This is a genomic window from Burkholderia sp. Ac-20353, assembly GCF_017104785.1.
Lineage (GTDB): Bacteria > Pseudomonadota > Gammaproteobacteria > Burkholderiales > Burkholderiaceae > Burkholderia.
In genome coordinates this window covers 22,468-36,702 of the sequence record NZ_JAAGPL010000028.1, presented here as the reverse complement: position 1 = coordinate 36,702, position 14,235 = coordinate 22,468, and the positions used below count along the sequence as shown (strand labels likewise).

The following is a 14,235-nucleotide window of genomic DNA, read 5'->3' as shown; positions in this document are numbered from 1 at the left end:
GCCGGAGACAACCGGACAACACTGTCGTTCGGTGAGTCATAACACCGAACGACATCAAGCTCCGGAACCGGAAAAATCAATGTCGAAGCCGATCCAGCGCGCGCGCGATGGCGCGCTGGAAATCCGGCCAACGATCGTTCAACGCGCCCAACCCGCCGACGCTCGCGGCCCTTTCCATCTCCGCGCAAGCATCGCGCGCCGCCGCGTCACTCGCCAACGCAAACCCGCCGCGCATCGAATGAAGCTCGATCTTGATCGAATCGGTGTCACCACGTGACAGCGCGTCCCCGATCACGACCAGTGAGCACTCTGTCGCGGCGCGCAACGTATCGCGGATTTCGTCCGACATAACGGGCGTGTTGCGATGATTCACCGAAGCCGCCTTGGTCGCCACACCACGCGCCGCATGCCGCCTCAGCACGGCATCGAGCGCCGTAATCGACAGCGGCTTGAGCACGACTTCCGCCGCGCCGGCCTGCTCGCAACGCCGGTAATCTTCCTCGGTCGCATGCGCGGTCATCGCAATGACTGGCACGCGCGCCCCCTGCTCGCGCAGGAAATTCGCGAGCGCATAGCCGTCGAGCTCGGGCATGCCGAGGTCGGTCAGCACGACATCGAACGGGTGCTCGAAAAATGCCCGCATCGCCTCGACACCATTCGCGACGATCGTCGCGTCGTAGCGCAGCGCATCGAGCTGGTCGCGCAGCAGCGCGCGGCTTGCAGGGTGGTCCTCGGCGACGAGCACGCGCAGCGGCTCGTCATCGTCCGCAGCCGCATCGGCTTCGATGTCGGCCGCCACGTCCTCGTCGTGCACGTCCTCCCGCCATTCGAGCGGCGCCTCCGCCAGCGGCAGCGCCGCCGTGAACGTCGTGCCTGCGCCGACGCGGCTGTCGACGGCCAGCTCGCCGTGCATCAGCGCGACGATGTGGCGGCACAACGGCAGCCCGAGGCCAGTTCCACCGAAGCGCCGATAGGTCGATGCGTCGGCCTGGATATAGACGTCGAACAACGACGACATGCTGTCGGCGGGAATGCCGATGCCGGTATCGACGACGCGCAATTCGAAGCCGTGCGCACCCGCACCGTTGCGCACCGGCCGCGCTTCGATCGTCACGCCGCCACGCTCCGTGAACTTGATCGCATTGCTGACCAGGTTCGACACGAGCTGGCGCAGCCGCGTCGGGTCGCCCATGTATCCGTCGGCCAGTTCCGCCGCGATACAACACGCGAGCGTCAGCCCCTTCGCATCGGCGAGCGGCCGGAAAATCGCCGCGACGTCCTGCAGCAGGCGCCGCACGTCGAACGGCACGCTTTCCAGCGTCATCTGGTTCGATTCCGCCTTCGACAGGTCGAGCACGTCGTTGATCACGCGCAGCAGCGCGTCCGACGACGACACGATCGTCCTCAGGCGCCGCCGCTCCTGCGACGGCAACTGCGCGCGCTCCATCAATTCCAGGTTGCCGACGATCGCGTTCAGCGGCGTGCGGATCTCGTGGCTCATCGTCGCGAGGAACGTCGACTTGGCCTTGTTCGCATCCTCGGCCGCCGCGCGCGCGTCACGCAGCCTGTCTTCCGTCGCCTTGCGCGCGGTGATGTCGGTCAACGTGCAGAGCAGCACGTCGACGCCGCGGAACCGGGTTCGGACGATGCTCGCCGCGAGATAGGTCGTCTCCTGGTCCGGGCGGTCGACAGCCAGTTCGTGCTGCATGACCACGCGTTGCTGGCTGCTGCCTTGACGCTCGCTATAGGCCTGCCAGATCCGCTTGCCGAGCGGCGGGCCAGAGGCCGCATCGTCATAGGCGAGCGCGGCGTCATTGCTCACGACCGTCTCGCCGTCGGCCACCGACAGCAGCAGGAGTCCTGCGGGAGCGGTGCGGATCAGTGTCCGGTTCAGCGCCTCGCTCTCGATCAGGCGGATCGCGCGCCGGTTCGCCGGCCGCAGCGCACGCCGGTCGAACACGACGATCGAGAACCACATCAGCGCGATCGCGAACAGCGCGGTCCCGACGGTGATGCCCACGCGGGTGGCCGTAGCCTTCACCACGCTGCGCCACGAGAAGGTCGTCATCATGACCAGCCCGGAATCGGGCACGCGGTCGCTGATGATGAAATTCGCGCCGCTCCGGCGCGCGACCACGCGTTCGCCGAACGAGGGCCCCACATGGCTTAACGCACGCTCGATCATCGCCGGGTCGCGCTGCCGGCCGAAAACGATGCGCCCGCTTGCATTGACGAGCGCCGTGTCCTCGTCGCTCGATCGCGGCGCCATGATGTCGTCTATATAGAACGGGCCATTGAACACGAACCAGCCGAACGGCCGGCCGGCCGCGTCGTCCAGACGTCGCGCGAATCTCAGGACGGTTCGCCCGACCACCGGATCGAAGTGACGGTCGAGCGAGTACTCGCGGTTCTGGTCCTTCGATTTCCGCGTCGTGGCGCCCCCTTTCGGCGTCAACTCGGCAATCAGCGCTTCCAGGCCGTTGTCAGCCTGAAGCGAACGCGCACGCGTGGCCAGCCCCAGCCCCACTACGCCCAAAAACCGGCCGTCCAGCCCGACCAGATAGCCGCCACGCGGCTCGCCATCGGCCGGAGGCTGTTTCCGCTCGTTGAGATCGATTTGATCCAGCACCACGCCGAGATACCGGGCATATGACGCGGCGGGACGATCCGCCGCGATCTCGCCCAACGCAATGAAGGACGCCGTGCCGACGGCATTGGTCACGATCAGCTTGCCGTGTCCGTCCGAGAATTTGCGGAGCACCTCGGGCGATGCCTGCACGCGCCGGTTCCAGAGTTGCTCCGTGCTGTTCCCGTAGGCCATCAGGATCGCATCCGTCGCCTGCAGGTTCGCGTAAAACTGCGCCTCGCGCTGAATGAACGTCGAACGCGCCTGCGCGAAATAGTCCTGCACTTCAAGCCGCACGACGAGCGCCGCGCACACGAGGATGAACGCCGTGATCGCCGCGCCGCCGCCGTACAGCAGCGTCTGCTGGTAGCGCCGAATCCGGCCCGGTTCGAATGGCTTGCTGCCCGCCGCGCCCCCCGGCGCGACGAGTCGTTTCAGTTTTGCTGGCATAGGTGTCGTTGTCGTCACCCGAAGGCAGCGAAGCATCGGTTGCGGACTGCCGGGTGCATCACCGGCCGCGCGTGCCGGCGGCGTTGCCGCTCATGCCGGAGTGAGGCCGCGTCGCGGTGCGCCCGGTGGCGCGCGTCGGATGACGGTCACGCATCGCGTTCAGGCGGCTGGCTTTTCTGGCGGCTGGCTTTCCCCAGGCACATCCGCGAAACTGCCTTCGTCGGCATAGCGGATCAGGTCGACATCGCGGACGATGCCGAGTTTCTTCATCGCGCTCGATTTTTGCGAGCTGATCGTCTGCTTGCTGCGATGCAACTGCGTGGCAATCTCGCCGACTGTATAGCCGGCGCAATACAGCCGGACCACCTCGATCTCGCGCGCGGTCAGCACCCGCGCCGCCTGAGTCGCCTCCGTATCGTCGATCAGCTTCTTGACGAATGGCGACAGATAATTGGCGCCCACGTAAGCGGCGTGCACCGCACCAACGAGATGGGAAATCGCGTCCGACTTGCTCAGGATGCAACCGACACCCTGTCTCCGGATCGCATGCAGCACGTTCGGATTGTCGATCATCGTGATCGTCACCAGATGCAGCGCCGGGTAGCGGCGCTGCAGGAACGACAGCAGCGACAGCCCGTCGCCATACTTGCCGCCCGGCATCACATAGTCCAACACGAGAACGTCGCTCGGGCTCTCGTCGAGCGCAGCCACCAGGTCGGTCGAATTGGACACCGTGCCGACCAGCTTGACGGTACTGCTGCCGGATAGCGCCTGCGACATCCCGAGCGCCGATGCAGGATGATCGTCTGCCACCATCACACGTACAAAGAATTCATCCATGGTATCTGTTCTTCCCGAGGCCTTCGATCATGCGCCCGATTGCCGGAATCGCCGGAATTCAAGCGAATCGCGTGACACCACGTCGACAAGCCACCGCGTTCCGCGCATCGGATGAGTCTGCGCGCCATGATTTTAAGATAAATGGTGCTGGCGATACCATGCGGAGCGGCGGGAACGCCCGGGCGAACCCGGAATCGGCGCCGCCTGCCACCCTGTCTAGCCTCGGGCACGGCACGCCCCCATGAATGCGCCGCCGCGCGTTCATGCCCCTGCCTCGCGTCGTGACGGCTTTGCGGCAGCACGACACGATCGATCCGTTCCCACGGAATCGCGACCCTCACCGATGCGCTGTCGCGTCGCCGCGCAGGTCGCATCGATCGTGCCGCGCCGCATCACTGCCGGATCGCGTCGTCGCCCGGCCCGTCGTCGTCTCCGCCTGCCACCTGCTTCCACTCGGTGATGGCGCGCCGCTTCTGTAGGGGCGACATCATCATGAATTCGTTCATCTTCAGGAGAAAATCCTTTTTGGATTTCTCGGAAAGCGCCGCGAAACCGAGCAGCAGTGCAAAGACTTTCACCATATGGCGCACGGCCCTGCCCTCCTCTCTTAAAAAATGCGTGCCGCATGCGAAGCGCACCGGCACGCTGCCTTCCATTCATCGGACATGTCGTCCCGCAACCCGCGAGCGCCTGCTGCGCGTCATGCGATGCCGCCATGAGCAGCGTGCGCCACGTGCCGATCTCTTGCCCCCTCTTCCATTACGTGCGCGCCGCGCCGCCGCGCCACGCGCGCCAGCACGCCGCGCAAATGCGCGAGCGTCACCGGCTTGGTCAGTACCTTTTCGACCGCCGCCGCCGCGTATCGACGCGCCTCGTCCGGCGTGAGATGCGAGGTCACGACCACCACGTCGCACGTCAGCCCGAGAGCGTGGACTGCCTCGGCCAGTGCGCACGCGTCCATGTCCGGCAGGTCGGCGCCCAGCAGCAGCACGTCCCATGCGTCGGCAGCCAGCGCGTCAAGCACGTTTTTCGCGAGCGCGGCGACGCGGACCGTGCAACCCAGCACGTCGAGCTGCTCGCGGAAAATCGAGCCGTTGACGGTATCGTCGTCGGCCAGCAGCACGCGCAGCGGGCGGTGCCGGCCCGCCAGGGATGGCCGTTCGGCCCGCAGCCGCCCGCCGGCGGGGGCTGCAAGGACCGCGAGGTCCGTCAGTGCCTGCGTCAACGCGGTGCGCAAGCCGCCAAGCGAATACGCGGATACGCGAATCGTCCGGCCCGACACGTCAGGCAGTAGCGGCCCGTCCGGCGTCGCGAACACGATCGGCGCGCGGCCGCCCAGGCTGTCGAGCTCCTCGCGCGGCCACGCGTCGGAGTCGCCGAACAGCACGATCACGGATGCCTGCGCATAGCATCCGGCCGGCGTGCGCGTCGGGCGCTCGTGCACGTCGACGTCGAACCCCCATGCGCGCAAATGCGGCAGCGCGAAGTTCCGCCATTCGGCCTGCGCGGCGATCAGCAGCAGCCCGCGCTGGTCGAATGCGCTGTGATGGTCGAGCGGCGCGGCCTGCATGCCGAGCGGCAGGCGCACGGTGAAGCAGCTGCCGGCGCCCGGCGTGCTCGTGACCGAGATCCATCCGCCCATCGCCTTCACGAGCCGGTCGCACAGCGCGAGCCCGAGCCCCGTGCCGCCATATTCGCGCGTGATCGACGCATCGACTTGCGAAAACGGCCGGAACAGCTTGTGCCGGGACGCGTCGGCAATGCCGATGCCCGTATCCTCGACCTCGATCACGATATCGGTGCCGCCACGCCGGGTCCGCACGGTCGAGACCCGCGCGGTGATGCGTCCGGTGCTCGTGAACTTGATCGCGTTGTTCAGCAGGTTGCCGAATACCTGCGCGAGCCGCCGCGAATCGCCGCGCATCCGCTGCGTGTCGTTCGTGCCGATTTCGCAAAACAACGGCAGCCCTTTCGCTTTCGCGATCGGCGCGAATGCGCCGAGTTCGCGCGCGATCACCGCGACCACGTCGAATTCGGTCGACTCGACCGACATCGCGTCGGCCTCGATCTTCGAGAAATCGAGCAGATCGTTGACGAGCGCGAGCAGGCTCGTCGCGGACGTGTGCAGCGTCTGCACCCGGGTGCGCTGCGACGCGTCGAGCGCGGAGCGGTCGAGCAGTTCGAGATTGCCGAGAATGACATTGAGCGGCGTGCGGATCTCGTGGCTCATCGCGGCCAGGAACGTCGACTTCGCCGCATTCGCCGAATCCGCCGCGCGCACGGCCTCTTCGAGCTTCTGCACCAGTTGCCGCTCGGCGGTCACGTCGACGACTGCGACGATCAGCACGTCGTTTTCCTGGTAGCGCGCGCCGCTCGCGCTCACTTCGAAACGCAGCGGCGCATTGCCAACACCGGCGCCAACGCCGGCACCAGCGCCGGCCAGCACGAAGTCGGCACGCAGCGTGCCATCGGACGCGCCGCTCGCGAGCAGCGCCTGATATTTCGCGATGACTTGCGTGGACAGCGAGCGGTAGTCGCTGCCGAGCCGCGCGATCATCTCAGTGAGCGCCGGACTGACGAGCATGAAATGCCCGTCGGGGCGCGAGATCAGCCCGAGCCCGATCGGCGCTGTCTCGATCACGCTGCGGCACAGTTCCTCGCTGTCGAACACGCGCTGCGAGCGCGCATAGACGGACACCAGCGTGTGCCGGTAGAACCGCACCAGCAGCGTCCACATGACCGCCAGCGTCAGCAGCGTCGCTGCGGCGAGCGTGCCGGTGCGCCACGCGACGCCCGCCGCGATGTCCTTCCACGAGATCGCATACGCGAGGATCCAGCCGGTCGAATCGAGCCTGTCGCGAAACACCACGTAGCCGTCGCGAAACACGGCGTCATCGGGCTTCGTCAGATCATGCGACACGTCCAGCCCCAGCAGGCGTCCGCTCAACTCATGATCGGTCGCGGCGCGCGGATCCATCGTCACGAGCCGGTTGGCGTCGGTGGTAATGAAGAAGACCCCGTCCGACGACCGCGGCTCGGACAGCCACGACAGCAGGAAATCCGGCGCGTACTCGGTCACGAGGACCGCGAACGGTTCGCCGTCCGAGTAGGCCTGCGCGGCAATCCGGATGCGGGACTGCCCCGTGACGGGGCCGTCGTATGGCGGCAGCCACCGCACGCGGGGCCGCTCGCCGGGGCCAGGGGGTGGCGCGTCGCCAAAGTCGATCCGCAGCGCATCCAGCACGCGCGCCCGCCGCTCGGGCGTCGCCAGCGCCGGCCAGCCGTCGTCGAGGGTCGGCACGAGGCCGAACATGCCGGCGCGGGTGCTGTAGTGGTAGCCCTCGAGCAAGCGGCCGCGATTGATCGAACTCGCCGCGGCGATGCGCGACAGCAGCACCGACAACTCGAGATAGCGCGCCACCTCGGCGCGGTTGCCGGTCTGCCCCGGCACGCCCACGACGAGCGACGGATACGGTTTGATCACGATCCGCTCGTCGTTGTCGAAGAAGCGATCGACGACGCTGTGCGGCGCCCGCCCAATCTCGCGCCAGATCAATTGCGTATTGGTCACGCCGTTGCGGAACGACGTCTCGCTCACCGTGAGCTCGTCGAGCGTCTCCTCCTTGCCGTTCAGGAAATTGCGCCGCTCGGCCTCGAGGTGCCCGTAGACGATCGACGACATCCCGAGCCCGCAGGCGATCAGGATCAGGACCGTCACGACGATTCCGCCGCCGAACATCGAAATGCTCTGATAGCGACGGATGGATTGAAGCGGGCTGTAACGCATGACGCACGACGACGGCGCACCGAACGCGAAAACCGCACGGGTTTCCGGCCGGGGCACCCTTCACGGTGGCGACTCTTGGGAAAAGGGATCCCACGATCATGCCAAACGGACCGTCGGAAATCAGTCGTCTACCCCCGGTTTAGTACTTGTCAGATAGGGTTGAGACTGATTATTGAACTTGAACGAAATTCTTGGGGTAAAAACGGGCCATCGAGGACGCCGGACTGGTGCCGGAAGCACTGCGTTCGGTGCAAGCGCGCATCGGTCGCGCGTTGCCGTCAATTTGGTAGGACACCTGATTTTTTGTGCCGACAAGAAAAGCCCGTATCGTCGCAGATACGAACCATGTTGCCAGTGAACTCGCACCCGGTCGCGCGTGCGGCGAACAGGCGGATGCAACTCCGCCCGCGCCGACACGCGTTCCAAGGCTCTCTCAGGTTCCCGCTTTGAATCGTTTTGTCACACCGCGCCGCATTTGCAGGCGCCGACTGTCTGATAGCAGCGGTCGCCAAACATGACGCGATAAACAATAGTGACGCGGGGAGCAATAATAGCGGAGAAAATTGACATGTCAAGCCAATTCTCTTGAATAAAACTTGCGTGGTGCGTCACTTTTGCTATGCTTCCACGCGCAAATCACCGGAGATCCAACGAGATGCCCAACATCGAGCAGGCCAGCGCCGACCTCATCACCGCCACCAAGGTGCGCGACCTCCTGACCCGGAACGGCATCCCGCCACGCAGTCACAACACGACGATCGCGAACGTGCTCGGCCTCAGCTTTTCCGTCGTCACGCGCAAGATGAAAGGGCTGATCCCGTGGAACCTGTCGCAGTTGCAGGACATCGCGACGCACTTCGGCGTGCCGCCCGCGATCCTGCTCGACGACCGCGGCGCACAGGCGAGCGCGCCCGCCACGGAGATGGTCGACGCGACGCTCGTGATCGAATCGCGGCGCTTGCGCTGCCGCGCCGCGATCGCGGCGAAGGCCAGCAGCCGGCCTGATTCGGACTTCGTCGCGGTGCAGTCGCAAGGCGAGTGGATCGTCACCGAGCGTCAGTACGCACAGGAAGGCCGCACCTATCCGGTCGACCTGATCGAGCTGCGTTCCACGCAGCAGAGCGCGTACGTCGCACGGATCGCCGTGGTCGACGATTCGGCGGACGTCGCCGAAACGATCTGCGAGTACTTCGTCGAGAAGGGCGTGAACGCGATTCCGTTTTTCGACTGCGATTCGTTCCGGAACGCGCTCGCCACCGAGGATTTCGACGGTTACATCCTCGACTGGATGCTCGGCGACCAGACGGCCGCGGATCTCGTGCGCGGCATCCGGTCCAGCGAAAACGGCGACGCGCCGATCTTCCTGCTGACGGGCAAGATCTCGACCGGCGAAGCGAGCGAGGACGAAATCGCGCATGTCGTGTCGCACTACAATGCGCGCTGCGAAGAAAAACCGGTTCGCTTGCCGATCCTGTACGCCGAAGTGGCGCGCGAGCTGAAGGTCGCGCAGCCGCTCAACAACAGCATCGGCAGCACCGGCTGAACCGCCGCCCCACGACAACACGCAAGGAAAACACATGCGAATTTCGACGTTCTGGCTGAAAACCCTGCTGGTCGCCAGCCTGCTGGGTGCGGCCGCCGCCTGCTGGGCCGCATCGTTTACGTTCACCGTCGACGGCCGGATCGCGAAGTCGAACCAGCCCGGCAAGACCCAGTACGTGTTTTCCGAGCAGGAGCTGATGGCGCTGCCGCAACACGCGATCACCACGTCCACGAGCTGGACGCCGCAAGCGACCTTCAGCGGCCCGCGCCTGAGCGACGTGCTGAAGGTGGTCGGCGCGCAGGGCACGCAGATCGAATTCCGCTGCATCGACGAATACACGTTCACGATTCCGGTGTCCGACGCCGACAAGTACGGCGTGATCCTCGCGCGCAAGATGAACGGCCAGGTGCTCGGCAACGACAATTACGGCCCGCTGTGGATCATGTATCCGCGCGACCAGTTCCCTGACGACCTGAAGACGCCACTCGGCGAGGCCAAGTTCGCGTGGCAGATCATCGGTCTGACGGTGAAATGAACGGCAAGCGATGGAAGAATAGAAAAATCATCATCGTCCTCGGATCCCTGTGGATCCTGGGATTCGCGGCGTGGGCGTTCCTGCTGTACGACCTGCTCGCGACCTCGGTCAACGAGGGCGTGCTCGAAGGCCCGCGCGAAGGCGTGTTCTGGACCGCTGCGCAATACCGCAACGCGTACAGCCGCTTCGACCGGCAACTGATCCTGTACGCGACGCATCAGGACGACGACTTCGACCACCTGCAGATGCAGCTCGACAGCCTGTCGGTGTCGTTCGGTTTCCTGCAGCGGCCGTCCGAAGTGTCCAGGTACTGGCTGCGCATTCCGAAGGCGCGCGACGACATCGCGACCCTCGGCGCATTCATGACGCGCCTGAAGCGCGACGTGCCGCCGCTGCGCGACACGCCCGGCAATGCCGCGCGCGTGCTCGCCGATGTCGCCGCGTTCTGGCCCAAGGTGAACGGCCTGTCGAACTATTTCCGCGCGATCGAAATGGCGCAGCGCGATTTCACGTTCCATCAGCTGAAGGAAAAGCAGCGCGCGATCCTGATTCTCGGCGGCATTCTCGGCGTGATCCTCGGTGCGCTGTTCCTGCTGCTGTTCTATACGGTGCGCACGCGCGACGACCTGCTCGAGCGCCAGCACGCGGCGCTCGAAGCCGAAAAGAAGGCGTCGGATCGCGCGTTCGAGATGATCGAGGCGAAGAACGCGTTTCTCGGCATGGTGAGCCATGAGCTGCGCACGCCGCTGCAGGCGATCTGCGGATCGATCGAGATCCTGCTCGCGCGGCCGCAGTCCGATGCGAACCTGAAGACGATCAGGCGGCTGCAGAACTCGGCGTCGTCGCTCGAAGCGCTGGTGAAAGAGCTCACCGACTATATCAAGCTCCGCTCGACGAAGCGTCTCGCCGAATCGGAAGTCGTCGGCGTCGCGGCGCTGGTCGCCGACGTGCTGGAGCCATTTCGCGAGCGGATCGCCGCGAAGCGTATCCAGATCACGCAGCAGGTCGAGCCGGCCGGGCTCGCGGTGTGCTCCGATCGCAAGCTGCTGCAGCAGGTGCTGTCGAACCTGATCGAGAACGCGGTCAAGTATACGAATGGAGGCGCGAACGGCGGCACGATCGCCGTTACCGCGACGCTCGCCGGCACGCCCGCCGGCGATCAGCTGACGATCGTCGTGCGCGACACCGGCGTCGGCATCGCGAAAGCGAATCTGTCGAAGGTCTTCGAGCCGTTCTACCGCGCGAACAATGTGGTGGGGCTGCACGTGGACGGCATCGGCATGGGCCTCGCCGTCGTGCGGGAGATCGTGACGACGCTGCGTGGGCACGTCGAAGTCCGCAGCGTCGTCGGCGAAGGCAGCGAATTCGCGGTCACGCTGCCGGTCGAACTGCCCGCCGGCGGCGAACGGCCCGGTGACGCGCCCGCGTTGCCGCGTTCCGCGCCGCCGCGCGCGCGGCGCGCGCTCGTCGTCGACGACAACGACAACGCGCGCGAGACGCTCGGCTCGATGCTGTCCGCGCTCGGGATTCCGGCCGACCTGTGCGGCACGGGCAACGAAGGCATCGCGCGCTTCAACGGACACCGCTACGACCTCGTGCTGCTCGATCTGGAACTGCCGGACCTGAGCGGGTTCGAGGTCGCGAAACGGATCCGCGCCACGTTGCCGCCGGGCCGCGAGCGGCAGGCGGCGATCCTGGGCGTCAGCGCGTACGAGTCGGCAGCCCTCGAGGAAAACCAGCAGGTGTTCGACGCGTTCCTGCCGAAACCCGTGCACCTGCGGGACCTCGGCACGGTCGTGGATCGGTTGCTTGGGTAACGCTGCTTCGCGTGGCGCCGCTCCGTCGCCCGTGCGGCGGGCGCGCCACGGCCGATCGGATAAGATACGACCCGTCACGCCAATTACCGACCAGACGGAGTGTTTCAGTGATTCAACCGGGCAACGTATTCAAGGACAACCTCGCACAACTGCCGGCCATCGACGGGATCGAGCGCATCGACCTCGTCAATGCCAACGGCGACGTGGTGGCGAGCATCGAGAACAAGCCGGGCAAACAGGGTTCGCTCGCGGTCTACCACTATCTGCAGCAGACCTTCGGCACGCTGGACGCAAAGGCTGCCGAACACGGCCTCGCGGTGTTCGGCGAGCACACGGCCGACGCGCGCAACCGCCCGGGCGCTCACCCGAACGTCGACCACCTGCTCGCGATCGTGGCAGGCGGCGCGCCGCTGCGCATCGACGTGATCGCGCGCGCGTGAGCGCGCAAGTGCGTAGGCATATTGGCGTGTAAGTGCGTAAGTGCAGCAGCGCATGCCGTATCGGGCTGCGCCGCCTGCAGCGATGAGCCGGCGTTGCAGCCAGCACCTTCGCACGCCGCCGCGATCCGCACCGCATCGCGCGATCACGGTTGACCGGCCCGGGCCCGGTTTCTAAACTGTGATCCCTTTTGCGCCGAACCGGCGCGGAGAAATCGCATGCTCGACGTCTCCACTCTCGCGCTGTTCTCGGGCGCGTGTCTTGCGCTGACCGCCACGCCGGGCCCCGACATGCTGCTGATCGCGTCGCGCAGCGTCAGCCAGGGCCGCCGCGCCGGGTTCGCGACGCTCGCCGGCATCCAGGCCGGCACTTACTGCCATGCACTTGCCGCTGCGCTCGGCCTGTCGCAGCTGTTCGTCGCCGTGCCGACCGCTTATGACATCGTGCGTTTCGCCGGCGCGGCCTATCTGCTCTATCTCGCGTGGAAAACGTTCCGGTCGGATGCGACCGCGCTCACGCCGAACGCGTCGATCCGGCGCCGCTCGACCGCGACGATCTTTCGCCAGGGGCTGACGACCAATCTCCTCAATCCGAAGATGGCGCTGTTCGTGCTCGCGCTGTTCCCGCAGTTCGTCCGGCCGGAAGCCGGGTCGATCACCATCCAGATCCTCGTGCTCGCGACGGTGCTCAACGCGATCGGCCTCGTGGTCAACGGCGCGGTGATCCTGTCCGCAAGCCGGCTGAGCCGCCGGTTCAGCGAACGCCGGCGCCCGTCGAAACTGCCGCAATACCTGCTTGGCTCGGTGTTCGTGGGACTCGCCGCGCGGCTCGCGGCCGCCGGCCGGAACTGATCGCGCCGCGCATCGGCGCGCGCAAGCGCGCCGGCATCACCGGTCCGCGCCCAGCGACACCCGCAGCCGCTCCATCAGCCGTGTGTAATGCCGGCGCACGTCGGCGGCATCCACGACGCTCGCGCTCGAAAACCGCTCGTTCCACGCCGGGTTCCATGCATACGTGCCGTGCTGCGTCCGGTCGCCGTTCGGCGCCTGGATCAGCGAACGGATCCGCGCATCCTGGCCCGCGCCCGTGTGGATCTCGAACAGCGCATGGATATACGCGTGATACGCGTCGTACACGTCATCGTCGAACAGGTAGCGATAGATGTGGAAGGTCCGGTCCAGTTCGCGCTTCGCGCGGATCACGTCATCCGGCGAAATGTCCTTCCAGTGGCCGATCCACGTGTAGAAGCACAGCAGCTCGTTGAGCAGCGGCGCGGCCGTGTCGTAGAGCGCGAGACGCTTCTCGATGAGCTTCTGGTTGGTCCATTGCACGAGTTCGAGCAGCTTCAGCCGGCGGCTGATGAACCAGCCGAGGCCGGCCACCGACAGCGGCATCAGGATGTCGATCGCGAGCTTGAAGACTTCCAGCGAATTCCACGGATTGTCGATGGCTTGCATGGGCGCCCGGCACGGGAAACAAAACGGAATCGGAATGCGCGACTCGAGCGAGCGCCAGCCGGACGCCTCGCGCACTCGCGCGGGCCGGCGCGATTCGGCCGTTAGTTGCAAGACGGGTGGCCGAGTCATCACGCATGCGTTCAACATACCGCTCGATTGTCACCAGTCCGTGACCGTTCGTCCAATCTCCGGTCGCGGCGTGCGACACCGCATCACACCACACGCTACGTCGGCAACGCCGACGTCAGCTTGATCTTCTGCATCGGAATGTCGGTCTTCACGCTCTGCACGCCCGGGATGCGCGTCAGGTATTCCATCTGGAAGCGCCGGTAGTCGTCGATGTCGGCCGCGACGATGCGCAGCAGGAAATCGCAATCGCCCGCCATCAGGTGACACTCGACGACCTCCGGCATCTGCTGGACCGCATCGGCAAAGCGATTCACGGTGTCGGCGTCCTGCCCCTTCAGCCACACGCGCGCGAAGATCGTCAGCGCCTTGCCGACCTTCGCCGGATTCAGCACCGCGACGTATTTCTCGATCACGCCCGCCTCCTCGAGCAGCCGCACGCGCCGCAGGCACGGCGACGGCGACAGCCCCACTTCGTGCGCGAGCTCGACATTCTGCATGCGGCCGTCGCGCTGCAGCGCGTTCAGGATTCGCCGGTCGATCGCATCAATCTTCATTGGCATCAAATTCCATGATTTTGTAAACGACGACATTGAATGCCAAATTCTCCGAAATA

At 65.8% G+C, this 14,235-nt stretch carries 11 protein-coding genes; 5 read left to right on the top strand and 6 right to left on the bottom strand.

Features of this window, described 5'->3' with window-relative positions; translation table 11 throughout:
- Positions 1–76 precede the first annotated feature (76 nt).
- The 4 genes from G3N94_RS12170 to G3N94_RS12155 form a co-directional block, all read right to left on the bottom strand.
- Positions 77–3,076, bottom strand: coding sequence for an ATP-binding protein (locus G3N94_RS12170; RefSeq protein WP_205792633.1), 3,000 nt, complete (start codon positions 3,074–3,076; stop codon positions 77–79).
- A 159-nt stretch (positions 3,077–3,235) separates the two neighbouring features.
- On the bottom strand, positions 3,236–3,916 hold the full coding sequence (locus G3N94_RS12165; RefSeq protein WP_205792632.1) for a response regulator: 681 nt from the start codon (positions 3,914–3,916) through the stop codon (positions 3,236–3,238).
- A 392-nt stretch (positions 3,917–4,308) separates the two neighbouring features.
- Complete coding sequence (locus G3N94_RS12160) at positions 4,309–4,497, bottom strand: hypothetical protein (protein ID WP_205792656.1); 189 nt, start codon at positions 4,495–4,497, stop codon at positions 4,309–4,311.
- A 119-nt stretch (positions 4,498–4,616) separates the two neighbouring features.
- On the bottom strand, positions 4,617–7,703 hold the full coding sequence (locus tag G3N94_RS12155; protein WP_205792631.1) for an ATP-binding protein: 3,087 nt from the start codon (positions 7,701–7,703) through the stop codon (positions 4,617–4,619).
- A gap of 655 nt (positions 7,704–8,358) precedes the next feature.
- On the opposite strand from G3N94_RS12155, the gene G3N94_RS12150 reads away from it, so the two are divergent.
- From G3N94_RS12150 to G3N94_RS12130, 5 genes are all read left to right on the top strand, one after another.
- Positions 8,359–9,246 carry a helix-turn-helix domain-containing protein gene (locus G3N94_RS12150; RefSeq protein ID WP_205792630.1) on the top strand — a complete coding sequence of 296 codons (888 nt, stop codon included), beginning with the start codon at positions 8,359–8,361 and terminating at the stop codon, positions 9,244–9,246.
- Positions 9,247–9,280: 34 nt separating this feature from the next.
- On the top strand, positions 9,281–9,781 hold the full coding sequence (locus tag G3N94_RS12145; protein WP_205792629.1) for a molybdopterin-dependent oxidoreductase: 501 nt from the start codon (positions 9,281–9,283) through the stop codon (positions 9,779–9,781).
- A complete protein-coding gene (atsR, locus tag G3N94_RS12140; protein WP_205792628.1) occupies positions 9,778–11,598 on the top strand; it encodes a hybrid sensor histidine kinase/response regulator AtsR in 1,821 nt (606 codons plus the stop codon). Before G3N94_RS12145 ends, atsR begins: the two co-directional genes overlap by 4 nt.
- 107 nt (positions 11,599–11,705) lie before the next feature.
- Complete coding sequence (locus tag G3N94_RS12135; RefSeq protein ID WP_205792627.1) at positions 11,706–12,038, top strand: DUF2322 family protein; 333 nt, start codon at positions 11,706–11,708, stop codon at positions 12,036–12,038.
- Between the two features lie 216 nt (positions 12,039–12,254).
- The gene (locus G3N94_RS12130) at positions 12,255–12,887 is read left to right on the top strand and encodes a LysE family translocator (protein ID WP_205792626.1); all 633 of its coding nucleotides are present in this window, start codon (positions 12,255–12,257) and stop codon (positions 12,885–12,887) included.
- 36 nt (positions 12,888–12,923) lie between these two features.
- Here the strand turns inward: G3N94_RS12130 and G3N94_RS12125 are convergent, their stop codons facing one another.
- The gene (locus G3N94_RS12125; protein ID WP_205792625.1) at positions 12,924–13,493 is read right to left on the bottom strand and encodes a hypothetical protein; all 570 of its coding nucleotides are present in this window, start codon (positions 13,491–13,493) and stop codon (positions 12,924–12,926) included.
- Between the two features lie 224 nt (positions 13,494–13,717).
- Entirely contained in the window at positions 13,718–14,176 is a 459-nt protein-coding gene (locus G3N94_RS12120; RefSeq protein WP_124599676.1) for an Lrp/AsnC family transcriptional regulator, read from the bottom strand.
- Between the last annotated feature and the right edge of the window lie 59 nt (positions 14,177–14,235).